This is a genomic window from Kosakonia sp. ML.JS2a, assembly GCF_025642095.1.
In the GTDB taxonomy this organism is placed as follows: Bacteria; Pseudomonadota; Gammaproteobacteria; order Enterobacterales; family Enterobacteriaceae.
Genome location: NZ_CP106754.1, coordinates 2802597 through 2822025, shown reverse-complemented (window position 1 = coordinate 2822025; position 19429 = coordinate 2802597). Strand labels below are relative to the sequence as shown.

At 55.7% G+C, this 19429-nt stretch carries 21 protein-coding genes; 10 read left to right on the top strand and 11 right to left on the bottom strand.

Going from position 1 to position 19429, the window contains the following annotated elements; genetic code table 11:
- Positions 1-56: 56 nt before the first annotated feature.
- From dcp to N7922_RS13315, 4 genes are all read left to right on the top strand, one after another.
- Positions 57-2102 carry a peptidyl-dipeptidase Dcp gene (dcp, locus tag N7922_RS13330; RefSeq protein ID WP_263096734.1) on the top strand — a complete coding sequence of 682 codons (2046 nt, stop codon included), beginning with the start codon at positions 57-59 and terminating at the stop codon, positions 2100-2102.
- 472 nt (positions 2103-2574) lie between these two features.
- The gene (locus N7922_RS13325) at positions 2575-3480 is read left to right on the top strand and encodes a flagellin (RefSeq protein ID WP_263096733.1); all 906 of its coding nucleotides are present in this window, start codon (positions 2575-2577) and stop codon (positions 3478-3480) included.
- Between the two features lie 189 nt (positions 3481-3669).
- Positions 3670-3888, top strand: a complete 219-nt coding sequence (locus N7922_RS13320; RefSeq protein WP_263096732.1) for a hypothetical protein — start codon at positions 3670-3672, stop codon at positions 3886-3888.
- 47 nt (positions 3889-3935) lie between these two features.
- Positions 3936-4361, top strand: a complete 426-nt coding sequence (locus tag N7922_RS13315; RefSeq protein WP_263096731.1) for a hypothetical protein — start codon at positions 3936-3938, stop codon at positions 4359-4361.
- 591 nt (positions 4362-4952) lie between these two features.
- On the opposite strand, the gene mgtS is transcribed toward N7922_RS13315, so the two are convergent.
- Both mgtS and ftrA read right to left on the bottom strand, forming a co-directional pair.
- Positions 4953-5048 (bottom strand): protein MgtS, encoded by a 96-nt coding sequence (gene mgtS, locus N7922_RS13310; protein ID WP_263096730.1) that lies wholly within the window; start codon positions 5046-5048, stop codon positions 4953-4955.
- A gap of 103 nt (positions 5049-5151) precedes the next feature.
- The gene (gene ftrA / locus N7922_RS13305) at positions 5152-6156 is read right to left on the bottom strand and encodes a transcriptional regulator FtrA (protein WP_411554137.1); all 1005 of its coding nucleotides are present in this window, start codon (positions 6154-6156) and stop codon (positions 5152-5154) included.
- Between the two features lie 67 nt (positions 6157-6223).
- On the opposite strand from ftrA, the gene N7922_RS13300 reads away from it, so the two are divergent.
- Together N7922_RS13300 and N7922_RS13295 are read left to right on the top strand one after the other, a co-directional pair.
- Positions 6224-6637, top strand: a complete 414-nt coding sequence (locus N7922_RS13300; RefSeq protein ID WP_263096725.1) for a rhodanese-like domain-containing protein — start codon at positions 6224-6226, stop codon at positions 6635-6637.
- Positions 6638-6824: 187 nt separating this feature from the next.
- Entirely contained in the window at positions 6825-7928 is a 1104-nt protein-coding gene (locus tag N7922_RS13295; RefSeq protein ID WP_263096724.1) for a cobalamin-independent methionine synthase II family protein, read from the top strand.
- A 34-nt stretch (positions 7929-7962) separates the two neighbouring features.
- Here the strand turns inward: N7922_RS13295 and ydeE are convergent, their stop codons facing one another.
- The gene (gene ydeE / locus N7922_RS13290) at positions 7963-9150 is read right to left on the bottom strand and encodes an efflux MFS transporter YdeE (RefSeq protein WP_263096722.1); all 1188 of its coding nucleotides are present in this window, start codon (positions 9148-9150) and stop codon (positions 7963-7965) included.
- Between the two features lie 195 nt (positions 9151-9345).
- Here ydeE and eamA point away from each other — a divergent pair, with 195 nt between their 5' ends.
- Positions 9346-10242, top strand: a complete 897-nt coding sequence (eamA, locus tag N7922_RS13285; RefSeq protein WP_263096721.1) for an O-acetylserine/cysteine exporter — start codon at positions 9346-9348, stop codon at positions 10240-10242.
- A 37-nt stretch (positions 10243-10279) separates the two neighbouring features.
- Here the strand turns inward: eamA and marB are convergent, their stop codons facing one another.
- From marB to marR, 3 genes are read right to left on the bottom strand one after another with little or no spacing between them, the layout of a single operon-like run.
- Positions 10280-10495 carry a multiple antibiotic resistance protein MarB gene (gene marB / locus N7922_RS13280; RefSeq protein WP_263096720.1) on the bottom strand — a complete coding sequence of 72 codons (216 nt, stop codon included), beginning with the start codon at positions 10493-10495 and terminating at the stop codon, positions 10280-10282.
- 31 nt (positions 10496-10526) lie between these two features.
- Entirely contained in the window at positions 10527-10910 is a 384-nt protein-coding gene (marA, locus tag N7922_RS13275) for an MDR efflux pump AcrAB transcriptional activator MarA (protein ID WP_139109669.1), read from the bottom strand.
- Positions 10911-10927: 17 nt separating this feature from the next.
- A complete protein-coding gene (gene marR, locus N7922_RS13270; protein WP_263096719.1) occupies positions 10928-11362 on the bottom strand; it encodes a multiple antibiotic resistance transcriptional regulator MarR in 435 nt (144 codons plus the stop codon).
- A gap of 241 nt (positions 11363-11603) precedes the next feature.
- Here marR and N7922_RS13265 point away from each other — a divergent pair, with 241 nt between their 5' ends.
- Positions 11604-12278: a MarC family NAAT transporter gene (locus tag N7922_RS13265; RefSeq protein ID WP_263096718.1), complete on the top strand. Its 675-nt coding sequence runs from the start codon at positions 11604-11606 to the stop codon at positions 12276-12278.
- Positions 12278-13438 (top strand): alpha/beta hydrolase, encoded by a 1161-nt coding sequence (locus tag N7922_RS13260; protein WP_263096717.1) that lies wholly within the window; start codon positions 12278-12280, stop codon positions 13436-13438. Before N7922_RS13265 ends, N7922_RS13260 begins: the two co-directional genes overlap by 1 nt.
- 4 nt (positions 13439-13442) lie before the next feature.
- Here the strand turns inward: N7922_RS13260 and N7922_RS13255 are convergent, their stop codons facing one another.
- Positions 13443-14645, bottom strand: a complete 1203-nt coding sequence (locus N7922_RS13255; RefSeq protein ID WP_263096716.1) for a sugar transporter — start codon at positions 14643-14645, stop codon at positions 13443-13445.
- A 173-nt stretch (positions 14646-14818) separates the two neighbouring features.
- Between N7922_RS13255 and N7922_RS13250 the strand changes: the two genes are divergently transcribed.
- On the top strand, positions 14819-15625 hold the full coding sequence (locus tag N7922_RS13250) for a PhzF family phenazine biosynthesis protein (RefSeq protein ID WP_263096715.1): 807 nt from the start codon (positions 14819-14821) through the stop codon (positions 15623-15625).
- Positions 15626-15684: 59 nt separating this feature from the next.
- Here N7922_RS13250 and N7922_RS13245 read toward each other — a convergent pair whose 3' ends face one another.
- Genes N7922_RS13245 through N7922_RS13230 form a run of 4 tightly spaced genes read right to left on the bottom strand, consistent with a single transcriptional unit; the run spans position 15685 to position 19424 of the window.
- Complete coding sequence (locus tag N7922_RS13245) at positions 15685-16362, bottom strand: SDR family NAD(P)-dependent oxidoreductase (protein WP_263096714.1); 678 nt, start codon at positions 16360-16362, stop codon at positions 15685-15687.
- Position 16363: 1 nt separating this feature from the next.
- Positions 16364-16834: a YhcH/YjgK/YiaL family protein gene (locus N7922_RS13240; protein ID WP_263096713.1), complete on the bottom strand. Its 471-nt coding sequence runs from the start codon at positions 16832-16834 to the stop codon at positions 16364-16366.
- 3 nt (positions 16835-16837) lie between these two features.
- The gene (locus tag N7922_RS13235) at positions 16838-17998 is read right to left on the bottom strand and encodes a sialidase family protein (protein ID WP_263096712.1); all 1161 of its coding nucleotides are present in this window, start codon (positions 17996-17998) and stop codon (positions 16838-16840) included.
- A gap of 1 nt (position 17999) precedes the next feature.
- Positions 18000-19424 carry a sodium:solute symporter family protein gene (locus N7922_RS13230; RefSeq protein ID WP_263096711.1) on the bottom strand — a complete coding sequence of 475 codons (1425 nt, stop codon included), beginning with the start codon at positions 19422-19424 and terminating at the stop codon, positions 18000-18002.
- Positions 19425-19429: the final 5 nt, after the last annotated feature.

The window sequence follows — 19429 nt, the reverse complement described above, 5'->3', positions numbered from 1 at the left end:
CGATGCGCGCGGGGGATGCCTACTCTGAGGAGACTTACCGAATTCAGGAGCGAAATATGTCGGCCACTAATCCTTTCTTTGCCGCCAGTCCGTTGCCTTACCAGGCACCGCAGTTCGACATGATCCAGCAGGAACATTACCGTCCGGCTTTTGATCAAGGCCTGCAACAAAAGCGTGGCGAGATCACCGCCATTGCGGGTAACCCGGCTGCGGCGGATTTTGATAACACCGTGCTGGCGCTGGAGCGCAGCGGGCAATTGTTAAACCAGGTGACCAGCGTCTTTTTCGCCATGACCTCGGCGCACACCAATGCGTTTTTGCAACAACTGGATGAGGCATTTTCTGCCGAACTGGCGGAGCTGGCGAACGATATCTATCTTGATGACGCGTTGTTTGCGCGGGTGGAAACCGTCTGGCAGCAGCGTGATACCCTGGCGCTGGATGCGGAGTCGCTGCGGCTGGTTGAGACAACGTACCAACGGTTTGTACTGGCGGGGGCCACCCTGAGTGCGGACGAGAAAGCGACGCTCAAAGCGCTGAATACCGAAGCCGCCACGCTCATCAGTCAGTTTAATCAACGCTTGCTGGCGGCGGATAAAGCGGGCGGGCTGGTGGTGGATGACGTGCGCCAGCTCGAAGGGCTGAGCGAAGAGGCGATCGCGGCGGCGGCTGAAGCCGCGTCGGCAAAAGGTCTGGAAAACCGCTGGTTGCTGGCGCTGCTGAACACCACGCAACAACCCGCCCTGGCGGTGCTGCGCGATCGGCAAACCCGTGAAAATCTGTTTATGGCAGGCTGGCTGCGCACACAACACGGTGATGCCAACGATACCCGCGCGTTAGTGCTACGGCTGGTGCAATTGCGCGCGCAGCAGGCGGCATTGCTCGGGTTCGCCGATTTTGCCAGCTGGAAAATCGCGGATCAGATGGCGGAGACGCCGCAGGCCGCGCTAACGTTTATGCGCAATATTGCCCCTGCAGCCCGGGCGCGTGCCGAGCGCGAACTGGCGGACATTCAGCAGGTGATTGATGCGCAGCAAGGGGAATTTCGCGCACAAGCCTGGGACTGGGCGTTTTATGCCGAACAGGTCCGGCTGGCGAAATACGATTTAGATGAGTCACAAATCGCCCCCTATTTTGCGCTCAATACCGTGCTAACCGAGGGCGTGTTTTGGGCCGCCAGTGAACTGTTTGGCGTCCGTCTGGTTGAGCGTTTTGATATTCCGGTTTACCACCCGGATGTGCGCGTGTGGGAGATCTTCGACGCCGACGGGCAGGGACTGGCGCTGTTCTACGGCGATTTTTTCGCGCGCGATTCAAAAAGCGGCGGCGCCTGGATGGGGAACTTTGTTGAACAGTCGACCCTGCTGGGCACGAAGCCAGTGATTTACAATGTCTGCAATTATCAAAAACCTGCCGCCGGGCAGACAGCGCTGCTCTCGTGGGATGATGTCATCACCCTGTTCCACGAATTTGGTCACACGCTGCACGGTCTGTTTGCCCATCAGCGCTACGCCAGCCTTTCCGGTACCAATACGCCGCGTGATTTTGTGGAGTTCCCGTCGCAGATTAACGAGCACTGGGCCAGCCAGCCGCAGGTGTTCAGTCGCTATGCGCGCCACTACAAGAGCGGAGAACCAATGCCGGACGCCCTGCGCGAGAAGATGCTGCGCGCCACGCAGTTTAACAAAGGCTACGACATGACCGAGCTTCTGAGTGCTGCGCTGCTGGATATGAACTGGCATAGCCTGGCGAACGGTACGGCAGTGAACGATGTGGAGAGCTTCGAACAGCAGGCGATCCAACGCGAGCAGCTTGATCTGGCGGCAGTGCCACCGCGCTATCGCAGCAGCTATTTTGCCCATATTTTCGGCGGCGGCTACGCGGCGGGGTACTACGCCTATCTGTGGACGCAAATGCTGGCAGACGATGGGTATCAATGGTTTGTTGAGCAGGGCGGATTAACCCGTGAGAACGGGCAAAAATTCCGCGATGCGATTTTATCGCGTGGGAACAGCACTGATTTAGCTGAACTTTATCGTAACTGGCGCGGGCACGATCCGAAGATTGAACCGATGCTGAAAAACCGGGGATTGAGTGAATAATGCTGGGGCCGGGCGTTGAGCCCGGCTTTTCCTTGCGTGCGTGCGTGCGTGTACTGGACGTCAGACGGCCACTGCCATTTTTTTATTCCACGTCGCTTTATGGGCTTTCACTTCAGGCAGTATTCCGGTCGCATAACACTTTAAAAAGTTACATAACCCGCCCGGTCATTGACCTTACATACGCAAGGGACATACCGTTAGGCGTGGTGATGAATCCCCCTGCGCGGAGGGGCTGCCAGTCGTACCTTTTTGGGATAAGGCGAGTTTGCGGGCTGGAGCAGACTCACCGGGAGGCACCCGGCATCACCGTAATCTGTACAGCCAGAGATCTGTTTTGTGGTCGGGTCTCTGGCTGCCACTGCAACGCTTCATAAGAAAATCCTTAAAGCTCTGAAATAATTTGTCGATACATAACCGGAACGCCGGTTCACATTGACAAAAACATGATAAAAATTCAGCGCGGGATCCGCTTATGGCAGTCATTAACACCAATACACTCTCATTGATTAACCAAAACAATCTCAGCAAGTCACAGACGGCGCTGGGATCGTCGATTGAACGCTTATCTTCCGGGTTACGCATCAACAGCGCGAAAGATGATGCCGCAGGTCAGGCCATTGCCAACCGTTTCACCTCCAATATCAACGGCATGGGCGTTGCTGCACGCAATGCCAACGACGCCATTTCGCTGGCTCAAACGGCGGAAGGCGCACTGAGCGAAATCAACAACAACCTGCAACGCATCCGGGATTTGACCGTCCAGGCGCAAAACAGCTCGAACTCCGCCTCGGACATTGACTCTATCCAGGCGGAAGTAAACGAACGCATGGAAGAGATTAACCGCGTGACCACGCAAACGGATTTAAACGGCATTAAAGTGCTGAACACCAGTTCCGGTACATTCAGTTACGGCTTTCATGTGGGCACGGAAGATGGTGAAGAGATTGCCATCAGCATGAGCAGCAGCGACAGCTACAACCTCTACGCGAATTCGGGTGCGATTCGCGACGTGTCAGGCGATTTTATCAACGGCAGCGCGCGCAGCACGATGTCGCAAGGCTTTGATGTCCTCCACGGTCTTGTGACCTCCGGCGGCATGACGAGCGGCAGCCCGCTGGCGGCTATAGATGACGCGATTAAAGCCGTGGATACGCAGCGTAGCGCACTGGGGGCTTATCAGAACCGTTTTGAATCGGTGATCAGCAACTTAACCAATGCCGCGAATAATCTCTCCTCGGCTCGCAGCCGGATACAAGATTCGGACTATGGTACGGAGGTCTCGAACATGTCGCGCGCACAAATACTCCAGCAGGCGGGCAGCTCGGTGCTGGCGCAGGCCAACCAGGTGCCGCAAACCATGCTCTCCTTGCTGCGTTAAGCGCGGTTGGCAGCGCACTCAATTGTTAAAATGTGTGCTGCCTCACATTTCGACCCGTGGCATTACCCGCCTCATTAAGCCAAATTAAAAGACCAGATTTTGGAGCTTAACATTCCGTGGCATCACACAGGCATTGCAACAATGTCTGTGTTAATGTCGAATGCTATTTGAGCAACTGAGGTAACCGACATGACCAAAAATGTAGTGGTAATTCGCGCCGGTGGTAAGGTTGAAAACGTAACCGTGGAAGATAATGCAAAATCGGTCACGTTCAAAAATGAGCAGAGCTCGTTTCTCGAAATTCCGATTGAATCCTGGGATCTGGATGGCGAAACATTCCTCGTCGCCCGATTCTCTGACCTGGTCACTTCGCAGGAAACTGAGCAGGCCATCCGTCAATTCTACTGATAACAACCGCCTGCGGGCGGTTTTCACTACCCGATGCGGAGATCTAAATGGAAAATCAACGTGAAGTGCCCGCGGCGGTAACGCCCACGATCAGTACGCAGGACAGCGCCTTATCTCACCTGGTATCCTGTGCGAATTTAGGCGCGGGAATGGTGGTCACACTGGTCGTCGACGGTCAGGTTGTCGCCGGAGAACTGGTTTCCGGGCAGGAATATGCCTTATTTACCGCTAAAGCGATTCGCTCTGTTCCCGGCGATGAATCGGTAACAAATTCTATCGCCCGATTCTTTGACGATCTGGCAGAAGATTATCGCGTTGACGACGATCACGTTATTCCGCTTAATTATTTACATATTAAAGATCCGTCATGGATGACCGGAAATGCAGGGTGGACCAGCGTTAAAGGAACCATATTACGCGTGCATATTGCGAAGGTGAGCGGTTTTTCTTTAGGCAAAGCCAAAAACGCGTAACGGAATATGTCAATAAAAGGGCCTCAACAAGAGGCCCTTACTCTATTACCTGCTTTGGCCACCTTCTCCTTCGTAGAACGGGAATACAGGATTTTGCCGTCAGTCTCGTTCCACAAACCGAGCAAATAGCACCATGAGGTCGATGCTGGCCCGGGCAGAATGTCGTGAATAAAAATTTATGACTGCTGCAAACCGGGCATTGAAATTTAATATTGGGGATAACCCCTCCGGCCTGTTGAATGGAAAGCTGACGGTAACACAATAAGTTCATTCTGAAAGATATATCTTCAACGATTTCAACAGCAAAACGTTTCGCTGACGCGAATATTTCTCCCATAGCCTGAGCAAGCCGGAAGAGAGAGGCACAATGCGGCCTTTTCCGTTTAGATACCGTTGAGGATTGCGATGTTAGATTGAGAGTGATCCGTTAACCAGACGTTTGAGTTAGCGTATAAAGCAAAACATAAATCTATCCATGCAAGCATTGACCGCCGGTTTTCTGGCGGTTTTTTTTGTTCATTTGCCAGAAAAAGAAACGGCCCTTTACGTTTTGCGTAAAGGGCCGTCGCGGTGGGGGATTATCGCTGTTCATCAGTCATCCCATTTATGGCTAAAATAAGCAGCCAGAAAACCAGAAAACAATATAATTCCCAGTGCTGCAATAAATACGTGCATATTTCCCATCATATTAAACCTCCATCGGTTGTACGAGCTGACCTCTCTTACCTTAATTTGCCGCGATGGAGATATATTAACCTGATGAACCTAAATAAAAGCTGAATAGTGTGAATTATTTCGCGGGAAGCGTAAATTTCTTCCGGTACATCGCCGGGGAAATACCGTGCTGTTGGTGAAAATGGTGACGTAATGATGCGGCATTGCCGAATCCGCTATGTCCGGCGATAAGCTCAATACTCATTCGCGACGTGACCAGCAACGCCTGCGCACGCAGTAGCCGTTCCTGCAAAATCCAGCGCTGCGGTGTGGTTCCGGTAGATTCCTGAAAACGGCGCAAAAAGGTACGCGGGCTCATGCCGGTGCGCTGCGCCAGTGAGGCGACCGTATGCGTCTGTGCCAGCTGCTGGTGGAGAAAATCGAACAAGTGCCCCAGTTGCTTGCTCTCCCGGGTTCGGGCTACCGGGCGGGTGAGGTGCTGCGTTTGCGAACCATCGCGATGCGGTTGCACAACAAGGCGCTGCGCGACGCGGTTGGCTATCTCGATGCCAAAGTCTTGCCGCACCACATGCAGGCACAGGTCGATGCCCGCCGCGCTACCCGCAGATGTCATCACGTTTCCCTCATCGTAATAGAGCGCATCTTCCAGCACATCAATGGCCGGATAGCGCTCGCGCAGCAGCGGCGTGTAGCGCCAGTGGGTGGTCGCTTTACGCCCGTTCAACAGGCCGGCTGCCGCCAGCACAAAGACGCCGGAACAGATCGAAATGATGCGGCAACCCCGTTGGCTGGCTGCCCGCAGGGCGGCACACAACGTCTCAGGTACCGGCATTTGCGCGCCGCGCCAGCCGGGAACCACAATCGTGTCAGCGGTGGCGAGCAGCTCCAGCCCACCTTCCGTCAGGACGCGAATACCGCCCGTCGCGCGCAGTTCGCCTTCTTCTATGGCCGCCACCGCAAAGCTGTACCAGTTTTCGCCCATCTCCGGGCGCGGCAGACCGAAAATCTCCACCGCCACGCCAAACTCAAACGTGCACAGGCCATCGTAGGCGAGGGCAATAACGCGATGGCGCGATTCAGTACGTCGTAAAGTTGTCATTATCCTGGTGTTATCTGGCATAGAGACGGGCAGTGAGGTTGTGTTGTTTTGGTTAGAGTAGTGTTAACACAAACACGGAGAAAGCACTATGAGCTATGTGACCGATATTCCCGCCGCTTCGCCGGAAGAAGCCGCCAGCCACTTTATGCACCGCCTGAGCGTGGAAACCGACTGCGCGGATGTGCACCACGCCATCAGCCAGCAGGAGCAGGATTTTGTGTTGTTGCATGTGGTGGGCAGCCCTGAAACGTTTGCCCGTCGCCATCTTCCCGGCGCGCTGCATTTACCGCACAGCCAGATGACGCCGGAGCGTATGGCGCAGTGGCCAGCAGACACGTTGTTTGTTGTCTATTGCGCCGGGCCGCACTGTAACGGTGCCGATCGCGCAGCGCTGAAACTGGCGCGGATGGGGCTGGCGGTGAAAATCATGCTTGGTGGGCTCACCGGCTGGGAAGATGAAGGCTTCACCTTTGCCCGGGGGGAAGGCGCTGACGCGGGCTAAGGGCGCTATTTTCATCTTCATTGACTGAAGATGAAATTTCTTCATGTCCCGTGAATTTTTCTCGTTTGCTGTCAGTGGCCCGGTGTGACATTTTATTTGGACATTTAGCCATCCAGAAGGCTAAAGATTCAAATAATGAATTATCACGCCGGGTAACCATCTGCCCTGGCGCACGAGGAGAAGCAGTATGCAACGACATCAGGCCCCATTCCGCGCGGACGTAGTCGGCAGTTTTTTGCGTCCGGACGCCATCAAGCAGGCGCGTCAGCAGTTCGCCCAGGGCGAAATCACCGCGCAGCAACTGCGCAGCGTGGAAGATGACGCGATTCGCCATGTTGTTGAGCAACAGTGCGCCTGCGGTCTGCATGTGGTCACTGACGGTGAGTTTCGCCGTGCGTGGTGGCATTTTGACTTCTTCGACGGTCTGGAAGGGGTGGAGCGCTACGATGCTGACAAAGGCATTCAATTTAATGGCGTGCAAACCAAAGCGCACGGCGTACGCGTGACCGACAAGCTGCGCTTCGGCGATCACCCGATGCTGGCGGATTTTCGCTACCTGAAAAGCATCAGCGGTAATGCACAGCCGAAAATGACCATTCCCAGCCCGAGCGTGCTGCATTTCCGCGGCGGGCGGAAAGACATCGACGCGACAGTCTACCCGCATCTGGATGCCTATTTTGACGACCTGGCGACCACCTGGCGCGACGCGATCCACGCGTTTTACGCTGCGGGTTGCCGCTATTTGCAACTGGATGACACCGTCTGGGCCTACCTGTGCTCTGACGATCAGCGCCGTCAAATCCGCGAGCGTGGCGACGATCCGGATGCGCTGGCGCGTATTTACGCCCGTGTGATTAACAAAGCGCTGGAAGGCAAGCCGGAGGATTTGACCATCGGGCTGCATGTCTGTCGCGGTAACTTCCGCTCCACCTGGATTTCGGAAGGTGGCTATGAGCCGGTAGCGGAAGTGCTGTTTGGCAGCGTCAATGTTGATGCCTTCTTTCTCGAATATGACAATGACCGCTCCGGCGACTTTGCGCCGCTGCGTTTTGTCCGCCCCGGCAAACAGCAAGTGGTGCTGGGCCTGATCACCACCAAAAATGGCGAACTGGAAAACCCGGAGGGCATCAAAGCGCGTATTCAGGAAGCGGCAAAATTTGTCGACATCAACCAGATCTGCCTCAGTCCGCAGTGCGGTTTTGCCTCAACGGAAGAGGGCAACACCCTGACGCCAGCGCAACAATGGGACAAGGTTCGCCTGGTGACGCAGATTGCCGATCAGGTGTGGTAAGCCTTTGACTCCGGCGCGTTATGCGCCGGTTTTTTTATTGCGTTTGCACCACGCCCCACGGGCGGATTTGCATCCCACGGATCATCATCAGCCAGGCCAGCACAATCGTGACCATTAAGATAATAAACAGCGACCAGGCTGGCTGTGTGGTCAGAATAATACCGGTGATTAAGGGGTTCATTGCCGCACCGAGCCAGCCCAGCGACTGAGCCGAGAAGTAGGTGGCTTTCATCCCTGCGGGGGCAATGTTGTCGATCAGCAGGTATTCACCCGGCGCGTAGATCACTTCGCCAAGGGTAAAGACGGCGGCGGAAAGCCCCCACAGCCACAGGTTATTGCCGGAAAACATAAAGCCGAGCAGACCGATCATGAAACATACCGTGCCGGTCGCCATCAGCGGGCGCAGGTTGGCGGCGTTGAGTTTACGCCCCACGGCATACTGGAGCGTGACCACCACAGCGGCGTTAACCGGCAGCACCACGGCGACCACACGCTCGGCGAAATCACTGCTTGCCACCGCCATAACATACTGGGAGAGGCAGGAAGCGAAAGAACCGGCAACAAATGAGGCGAGGAAGTTCGACAGCGTGAACCAGCCAAGCGCTTTGTCTTTCAGTAATACCGAAGGTTGCCAGACTGCCGGGCCGTCTGTGCCTGCGCCTGGTGCTACACGCCTGACAGAGAACTGAATAAACACCAGCGGGAACGCGGCGCACACCGCCGCCAGCCAGAACGGCAGATTAATGCTCTGCATCACCAACAGGGTGCCGAGCGGGGGACCGACAGTCCAGCCAATATTCAGTACGGTGTAGTTCAGCGAAAAGATCTTCGCCTTCGCCGTCGGGGTGAGTGTATCGGCAAAATAGGCTTTCAGTACGGTAGAAAACACCGAGTATGCGCAGTTAATCAGGGCAAAAAACAGCACCACCAGGCCTGCATGATCGACCCGCGGGATGGCGGCAAAACCGACGATAAACGCGGTAATTGCCAGCAGCATATAGCGCTTTTTATCGAACTTATCCGCCAGCATACCGAAACCGAGGCTAAAGACGACGCCAATGGTCAGCGCGAGGGTCATGGCGTAACCGACCTGATCGACTGCCATGCCATACTGGCGATTGAGATAAATGGTCATAAAGGGCAGCGTCGCGCCGCGCCCGATGGTGAGTAACAACGATGAAGCCAGCAAAGCGGCGGTAGAGCGTGTTTGCGTTGAGATCATTTACTTACCCGACATGCGTGTTGTTATATTTTTTTGTGATGTATACAGCAATAACATGCATAAAGTGCGATGTACACCCGCATAGTTGTCGCGAAATGCCTTAACTGACCTACCTGATTTAATGATCTGTCGCTGTACATTTTTTTGCGTTAACGTAAATTTTTTACAAAATTTTAAACAACACAGGGGCGAAGAATGGCGCGTAAAGATGTCCTGCTGGCGATGCTGGTGGTGGTAGCGTGGGGACTCAATTTTGTGGTCATCAAAGTCGGTCTGCACAGTATGCCGCCATTACTGCTGGCAGGTTTGCGCTTTGTACTGGTGGCGTTCCCGGCGCTGTTGTTCGTGGCGCGTCCCAAAATCCCACTCTCTTTACTGTTGGGGTATGGACTGACCATCAGCTTTGGGCAATTTGCTTTTCTGTTTTGCGCCATCAAGTTTGGCATGCCTGCGGGGCTTGCGTCGTTGGTGTTACAGGCGCAGGCATTTTTTACCATCATCCTTGGCGCGGGTGTGTTTGGCGAACGCTTACAGGCGAAACAGCTGGTCGGAATAACGCTGGCTATTCTCGGCGTGCTGGTGCTGATTGAGTCGAGCCTTACCGGGCAACATGTGCCGATGATCGGCTTTATCCTCACCCTGGCCGGGGCGTTTAGCTGGGCCTGCGGCAATATCTTCAATAAAAAAATCATGCAGCACACATCCCGGCCTGCGGTGATGTCGCTGGTGGTGTGGAGCGCATTGATCCCGATAGTGCCGTTTATGCTGGCATCGCTCATCGTCGACGGTCCGGCGGCGATCCTGCAAAGCCTGGTGAGTATTGATGTGACAACGCTGTTGTCGCTGGTCTATCTGGCGTTTGTCGCCACCATTGTCGGTTACGGTATCTGGGGATCACTGTTGGGGCGCTATGAAACCTGGCGTGTGGCGCCGTTGTCTTTGCTGGTGCCGGTAGTGGGTATGGCGAGCGCGGCGTTGCTGCTGGGCGAAACGCTGTCGGTGCTGCAACTGCTCGGGGCGTTACTGGTGATGGCGGGGCTGTACATCAATGTGTTTGGTTTTCGTTTGCGTCGTGCGGTGCAGGCAGGATAAGACAGAAAAAAGCCCCGCATAATGCGGGGCAAAACGATTAGCCGCGCTGATTGTAATACGGCACGCCTAATTCGTCGGATTTGTCGCTCCCCGCGCCCATATGGTTAAAATCATACGGCGATGTTTGTTGGGCGGCGGGTAACATCATCGCGTCGCGGGCGTTCTGCTGCGCGGGATGATTAAATTGCTCCGCATAACTCTGGCCGGAAACCAACACCAGCAGGGTGACGGCGGCACAGGCGATACGTTTCATACTTTCCTCGATACGTCTTTAAAACAGGCGATTAGCAACTACAGTGGTTGAGTGGCAGGAGATACCGGGATTCTCCGGGCATATCCGTGACACGGAATTTATGCGGCGGCACGTCGAAATAGTTCTTAAACGTGCGGGTCAGGGTTTGTTGCGATTCAAACCCATAACGCTCCGCCAGATACAGGATCGGTTCGTTGCTCTCCTTGAGCTTTTGCGCAATTTCCGTCAGCTTGCGGCTGCGAATGTATTGACCCAGCGAATGACCAGTCTCTTTCTTAAACATCCGTTGCAGGTGCCACTTGGAGTAACCGGAACGTTCTGACACTTTTTCCAGTGACAGCGGTGATTCCAGGTTATCCTCGATCCAGTCCAAAATGCTATGAATGGTAATAGCGTCAGTATTGCGTCTGGACATCGTCATACCTCTTTGTTTTACGGCAATATTTTCTTAAGCAAATGCTCAAGTGTCGCCACTTCTTCTGCCGTTAAGTTTTTTGTTAATTCCTGATGCAGGTTTTGCCCGACCCGTTGATGACATTGCTCACACAGCGCTGCGCCGTCGGCCGTTAACTGCACCAGTACGCCACGCTTGTCATTCGGGTTTGGGTTACGTTCGATCCAGCCTTTACACACCAGTCTGTCCAGCATGCGGGTCAGGGCGCCGAGATCGACAGAAAGCACTTTTTTCAGTTCCACCGGGGTAATGCATACCTGGCAGCGGATAGAACAGAGCACCTTAAATTGGGTGGCGGTAACATCCAGCGGCGACAGATAGTCGTTCAGTAAACGATCTTTTTTTTGGTTAACCATGTGGATCAAGCGGCCAAGAGGAATGATGTCGTTAAATAGATCATTCGTGCTTTTCACAATGGTTGCCCCGGCAAGTAGATTAGTCACGGCAGATATTATTGCTCAGGCAAATATAAGTCAACCGAATGAGTTGACCGATGCCACTATTTGCTAAAACACGGAGAAATGTTAAAAATTTCCTGAGTAAACAATTGAATAGCTTTATTTTTTAGTGCTGTGACCACCCGCAGGCCCTGCTATCGCCGCCGCGTTAAGGCTATACTGCGAACGTTTTGACCCCTCAAGGAGTGATGCGCTTATGCTGGAATTAGTGAAAGTGATTGGCCTCGGGCTGGTGGTGTTGTTGCCGCTGGCGAACCCGCTGACCACCGTCGCGCTGTTTTTAGGGCTGGCGGGGAATATGAACAGCGCCCAGCGCAACCAGCAGGCGCTGATGGCATCCGTCTATGTCTTCATTATTATGATGGTGGCCTATTACGCCGGGCAGTTGGTGATGAACACCTTCGGCATTTCGATCCCGGGCTTACGCATCGCTGGTGGGTTGATTGTCGCCTTTATTGGTTTTCGCATGCTGTTTCCGCAGCAAAAGCCGCACGAGTCGCCGGAAGCCAAAACCAAATCTGAAGAGCTGGAAGATGAACCCGGCGCCAATATCGCGTTTGTGCCGCTGGCGATGCCCAGTACTGCCGGGCCGGGCACCATTGCGATGATCATCAGCTCCGCCTCGACGATCCGTCACGGCACGGAGTTCCCGGCGTGGATTATCGCCGTTGCGCCGCCGCTTATTTTTGCCATTGTGGCGGTTATCCTGTGGGTCAGCCTGCGCAGTTCCGGCGCGATCATGCGGCTGGTGGGTAAGGGCGGTATTGAAGCTATCTCCCGGCTGATGGGGTTTTTGCTGGTCTGTATGGGCGTGCAATTTATCATTAACGGGGTGCTGGAAATCATCACCACCTTTCATGCTGGGGCATAATGGCAACGCGTATCGGGTTTGCCATTATGGCGCTCACTCTGTTGCTGGTGGGCTGCCAGCAACGTACGGCAGTTGACGCGCCGCTCGGGCAAAAAAGCTTTGCCAGCTATCAGCAGCAGACCCGTGCGTTTGTTGCTGCACACCGCGCTTTTCAGACGCTGGATAAAGATGCCGAATTGCAGTTAAACACGCCGCAAGAGTGGCGACCTGCGTCACCAGCGCGCAAAGGCATTTTGCTGATCCACGGGCTGGGAGATGGGCCAGGCTCGTTTGTGGACATTGCACCGCAACTGGCGAAACAAGGTTTTCTGGTGCGCACGGTACTGCTGCCAGGGCACGGTACACGCCCCGCCGATCTGCTGAATGTCAGCGCCGATCAGTGGCGTGAAGTGGTGCAGGAGCAAGCGGATATTCTCGCGAAAGAGGTGGATTCGCTGTGGGTTGGTGGGTTTTCTACCGGCGGCAATCTGGCTCTGGATTATGCTATGGCGCATCACGATCGCGTGCAGGGGCTGCTCTTATTCTCTCCGGCCTTCAAGTCCAGCACCGGGTATGATTTTCTCGCGCCGACGGTCGCGCTGTTTCGCGACTGGCTACGCCCGCCGAGTGCCATTTTTCCCCAGCAGATCGCCACGCGCTATTTACGGGTTCCGACGAATGGCTTTGCGCAGTTCTGGCGGACATCGGCGCGCGCGCAGGCGTGGCTGGCGCAAAAAGCGTGGGACAAACCCGCGTTACTGGTGCTGACTGAACACGATTCGGTGCTGAATACCCGGTGGATCCTCGATCATTTTGACCGCAGTTTTACCCACCCCGCGAGCCGGGTCATTTGGTACGGTGCGCCGCAGGCCGAAGTGGCGAATGCGCCGCGAATTCTGGTGAAAACCGACGTGCTGCCGCAAGATCGCATCAGCCAGTTTTCCCATATGTCGGTACTCTTCTCGCCGCAAAACCCGCTCTATGGCCGCAAAGGCAGCGTGGTACTGTGCGCGAACGGGCAGCCGGAAGCGGCAGCAAGACGTTGCCTGGCGGGAGACGAAGTGTGGTATTCAGACTGGGGGCTGGTCGAGCCGGACAAAATTCACGCCCGGCTGACCTGGAATCCGTGGTTTGACTGGCAAACCACGGTGATGGATTCGGTTATTTCACCGCCGTTGTAATGACTTACAGGTGGCTGGGGCTGGTCTGTTCTTCCAGTTTCACCGGCCAGCGACGGAAAATCACCACTGACCACACCAGCGCGGCAATTGCCGGGATCGCCCCGGCGTAGCCGATGGCATCCATCGACCAGTGCAGGCTTATCTGATTACCCACCAGCGCGCCTGCGCCGATGCCGATATTGAAAATGCCGGAAAAGAGCGACATCGCCACGTCGGTTGCATCCGGAGCCAGCGCCAGCACTTTGACCTGCATCCCCAGGCCGATAATCATGATGGCGATACCCCAGAAAATGCTCAGTACCGCCAGATGCGTTTCGCTGCCGGATGCCGGTAGCATCAGCACCAGCGAAGCGACCAGAATCGCAATGGCGCTGCTGACCAGCCCGGAGGCGTGCTGATTGCCGAGCTTGCCAAACAGCACGCTGCCAATAATCCCCGCGCCGCCAAGCAGCAGCAACAGCACCGTGGCGAAGTTGGCGCTAAAGCCCGCAACGTTCTGCACAAACGGTTCGATATAGCTGTACGCCGTATAATGGGCGGTGACCACCACCACGGTCAGCAGGTAAATGCACATCAGCGCCGGGCGACGGAACAGCAGCGGCAGGCTTTTCAGCGAACCGGAGTGTTCGCTCGGCAGTTTTGGCAACAGTTTGACCAGGCACACCAGCGTGATTAACGCCCCCATGCCGATGGCAAAAAAGGTGGTGCGCCAGCCGAAATATTGCCCGACCACGCGACCAATCGGCAGACCCAGCACCATGGCCAGCGCAGTACCGGTGGCGATCAGGCTCAGCGCCTGCGCGCGTTTGCCCGCCGGGGCGAGGCGAATGGCCAGCGACGCGGTGATCGACCAGAAAATGGCATGCGCAAACGCAATGCCGATGCGGCTCAGCACCAGCACCTCGAAATTCCACGCCAGAAAGGAGAGCACATGGCTGGCAATAAACAGCACAAATAAGCCAATCAACAGCTTACGGCGTTCAATCTGGCTGGTCAGCAGCATAAACGGCAGCGACATCAGCGCTACCACCCATGCATAAATGGTCAACATGATCCCCACCTGTGCGGTCTCCATGTCGAAGCTTTGCGCAATGTCTGACAGCAGCCCAACGGGGACGAATTCGGTGGTGTTAAAAATAAAAGCGGCAACGGCAAGCGTTACAACCCGTAGCCACGCAACTTTTCGTGAAACCGTATTCGTTGTCATAAGAATGTTTAGCCAGGTGATGGAAAAAGGGAGAGGAGGCGATCTTAAGGCTTTTACTGGCGAAAATACAACCGTTTTGTGATGTAGATCTCATTTTGTGGCGACATGAAAAATACCCATTGCATCGCTATCCAATAGCGTTCAAAAACAGAGAACAAAAAAGAGGAAATGCTATGCAAACAATCGACTTCTATATGGTAGACGCTTTCAGCGATCGCACCTTTGGCGGTAATGCCGCCGCCGTTTGTCCACTGACCGAGTGGCTACCGGATGAGGTTCTGCTGAAGATGGCGCAGCAGCATAATCAGTCCGAAACCGCGTTTTTTGTGCGTAACGACAGCGGCTTTGAGCTGCGCTGGTTTACCACGCAATATGAAATTAACCTTTGCGGGCATGCCACGCTCGCGGCCGCACATGTGATTTTTGAATATCTGGATTACCCCGATACCGCGATCCGCTTCAGCACCCGTTTTGTGGGTGAGCTGAAAGTGACGCGTAATGGCGACTGGTTAACGCTCGACTTCCCGGCATGGTCCACCGACGCGGTGGCGAATCCGCCTGCGCTGTTGTTTACCACGCTCGGCATCGCAGCGGCGAAAGAGGTGCGCGTTGGGCGCGACTATCTGGTAGTGCTGGAAAATCAGGCGCAGGTCGAAGCCCTGCAACCGGATATTGCAGGCATGATCCCACTGGGGAAAATGGTCTGCGTGACCGCGCCGGGCGAGTCGGTGGATTTTGTCAGCCGCTTCTTCTGCCCTGGCGAATCGGTACCGGAAGATCCGGTCACGGGTTCGGCCCATAGCATGCTGATCCCGTACTGGGGTGAAAAACAGGGCAAACAGGTGATGCAGGCGCGACAGGTTTCCGCCCGGGGCGGGGATCTGCGCTGCGAGTGGCGGGGCGATCGTGTGCTGATTGGCGGCCAGGCGACGTTATACCTGATGGGGAAAGTGTTTTTACGTGATATCACTGGCGGTTGATGCCGGGCATGTCGTTGGATGGCGATGACGCCTTTGCAACAGACACACCCGACACACGCTCACTTCAACGAGGCGCCGCCGCAGATCACCAGCTCCTGACCGGTGATGGCGGCGGCGTCTGCCGACAACACAAACCCCACCAGCGCCGCCACTTCCTGCGGTGTGATCAGACGCCCAATGGGCGGTACGTTGGGCGGCGAGCTTTCCCGTCCTGGCGCGCTCAGCATCGGCGTTTGCGTTGCGCCGGGCGCGACCACATTGGCGGTAATGCCGCGCGGAGCCAGTTCTGCTGCCCAGCTCCGCACCATGCCCACCAGCGCCGCTTTGGTCGCCACATACTGTGAACGCCCGGCTGCACCGCGCGAAGTACGGCTGCCAATCACCACAATCCGCCCGCCTGGCGGCATCTGAGGCGCAAAATGGTTGGCCAGCGTTTCTGCGGCCTGCACATGCAGCCGCCACAAACGCTGACTGGCGGCGGCATCCAGTTCACCAAGCGGGGCGGCGGCCATCATGCCAGCGGCATGGATCACCGCCTGCGGCGTTTCAAGCCCGTTGAGCGCCTGGCGCAAGGCGGCGTCATCGCTTAAATCGACCTGCAAACTGCGAAAGGCCGTGGTATTCCGCTGAACCGGCGAACGCGAAAGCCCGATCACCTGCCAGCCGTGGTCAAGCAGCCAGCTGACAATGGCTTCGCCAATACCGGAACTGGCACCGGTGACGACAGCAATCGGCATCTTATTCCTCCAGTAGCGCGCGTGGCACTTTGAACACCGCTTTGCGCACGGTCATCGGTTGGTCAACCGCACACAATGCCTGATGCGGCTCGCCTGGCAGGAACACGGCAAAATCACCGGCGCGCAGCGTCACACGCACCGGTAATTGGACGCCGGTGGCGATAAACAGATCCGGTTTCCGCTCTTCATCCGTGCTCTTCGCCGCATACTGCGTGCCTGCGTAAATGATTTCCTCACCAGCCAGTACCACCTGAATGTCCGCCCACTGGTGGTGGTATTCCGTGTGGCGCTCAGCCTGCGGTTGGGTATTCGCCGGGCCGATATTACAAAACCAGGCTGCGTGCTCCGGTTGCAGGCGTCCGTCATCGTGCGCCTGCAGCGCCGCCAGTGAACACTGGGGTAAATCGAGGATCGCCCGAAGCCCGGCGGGAAGCCCTGCCAGCGGCAGGGCGTTAAGGTTTCCGAGGATCATGGGCTACTCCTTTACCCACGCCGGGGAGACGCGCACATATTTAATCGCCTGGCGGAAGTAGGTATAGGCGATATGCAGATTGCCATCGGCACCTTGCTTAATGCTCGGGTAGGAGAACTCACGGTTGAGTTTTTCCTGCGAATTGTTGGTCATGCAGTAGCCGTCGCCCTCGTCAAGATTGCGCTGCCACGGCCAGCTTTTCCCGCCATCGGGTGAAATCGCCACCGTCATTGGCGCGCGTGGCGCACCCCAAAAGGCGCTGCGTCCACCGGTTGCCGTGGGTTCTTTGCGTCCGTCGCCATCATCAATCTCATCGTACAGCGATGCGCGCCGTTCTGTTGCGCCCGCCGCGCTCATCGCGTTAAACACCAGCGCCAGCATGCCGTCGTCCAGCGTGGTGACCTGAATGGACGAGTTATTGTTCGGTAATACCGTGGGTTCCGGTACTGACCAGCTTTCACCGCCATCGGTAGACTGGCTGTAGTAGATATTGTCCGCCCAGCGGCTACGGAACAGCGCCACCAACGTTCCACTCGCCAGTGCGGTGATGTTCATATGCACGCAGCCGAGGCTTTCCGGTACGACAACATCACGCCAGCTTTTACCCTGATCGGTGGAGATTTTGACGGCGCTGATGTCGTCGTTGCCCACCCATTTCTCGCCCGGTTGCGTGCGGCAATAAAACACCGGCAGCAACCAGTTGCCGTTATCCAGCACGGTGATGGGCTGGCGGATAAAGGTGCCAGGTTGATCCAACAGCGTGCCTATTTCGCCCCAGCTCGCACCAAAATCCGCAGACTGGCGGTAGCGCACGATAGCCGTATCCTGGTTACCGGAAATTTGCGCCGTCCACAGCAGCCACAGCACGTTATCCGGAGCGAGGAACAAGACCGGGTTTTGCTCGGAGCGTGACGGATCGTCCGACAGTTTTACCGCGTCGCTCCACTGCGGCGCACCGGCTGCCAGCCGTGAACTCCATACGGAGATATCCGCAATTCCTTCCTGTGTGCCGCCAAACCAGACGCACAATAAGTCGCCGTTGGGCAGTGGCAGAATGTTCGCCGCGTGGTTTTGCGGGCAGGACGACGGCAGCATCGCCGTGGTGACGCGGGCGTCCTGCGGTTGTGGGCGTAACATCCCGTCGCGATTTACAGTCACAGACATATCAAACTCCATTGTTTCGAACAGGGGTATGCGCGTTGCTCACGGTTTTGGGCGTCGCTTTGTTAGGGATCAGGCGGTCAAGCACCATGATCACCGCCGGTGTCACCAGCGCAACATACATATTGTTAATTCCAAACGGATCGCCCAGCAGATACCAGACCGAGGTCACCACACAGGCACCAATCAAACCGGCGTTCGCGCCACGGGTGCTCTTAAAGAACGGCGCATAGAAGGCAATCACCGCCACCACCGAGATAGAGAGGCGGATAGCGCGGGTAAAGAAGGAGAGTTTCAGTACTTCCGGAACAAACAGCACAAAAATCAGCGGCAGGAAGCCAATCAGCAGTGACAACCAGCGGGTGGCTTTAAATTCCTGCTCCGGGGTCGGGTTGCGATAAGGTACGTAGAAATCTTTCACCACCAGCGACGCAATCGCCAGCGCCACGGTACTGACGCTCACAAAAATAGACGCAACAAGTGACGTTGTCACCAGTCCTGCCACCCACGGGTTCATATCCTGCAGGAAAATCGGCATGGCATACAGGCTGTTGATTTCCGGGTGCAGGTATTTTGCCGCGACGCCAATGACCGCAATCGCCAGTGCAATCGGCAGGCAGAAGAAGAAGGCCACCCAGGTGGAACGCTTGGCGCTCTGAACATCTTTGGTAGAGCAAATCGCCTGGATCACAAACTGGGTGCAGAAGATGGAACCGATGGTGCCAATCAGCCAGGCAAAAATGGTGCTGGGGCCAAAATTACCGTCCCAGGTCCAGTAGTATTTCGGCATGTTTTCGATCATCGGGGTAAAACCGCCGGTCTTCGACAGAGCAAAACCCATGATCGCCAGAATGCCGAAATATTTCAGCGCGCTGTGCAGCAACGTCACCCATGCCACACCTTTCATACCGCCAAAGGCGAAGTAGAAGGTACTGACGATCGCGGTAATAAACGCGGCGATCGGCAGGTTCACTTTCAGTACCGTTGAGATGGCCGCTGCACCGCTCACGTAGTTGCCGACGTTCACCAGCAGCAGGGCGTAAATCATGATAATCGAGATGATGTTTTTGGTGCTGTTGCCATATTTTTCGGCAATCGCCCCGGAGATGGTGATTTTGCCGGTGTTATAGATGCGTTTAACCAGCAACAGACCGAACAGCGGGAAGCCAATCGCCGCGCCAATCACCGACCAGGAGGCGGCAAATCCGTCTTCGAACGCCGCCTGCGCGGTGCCGACGGTCGATTTAGCGCCAATGTACTCAGACATCAGCAGAATACCGACGATAAAGGCGGGCATCGCACGCGAGCCTTCCATAAAATCGCCGCTGTTTTTACTGCGTAAGCGGAAGGTTAACCAGGTGGTGAACAGAATATAAGCCACCACAATGCCAACAATGATCAGGGTATCTTGAGATGTAAAGGTGTTCATCTTTG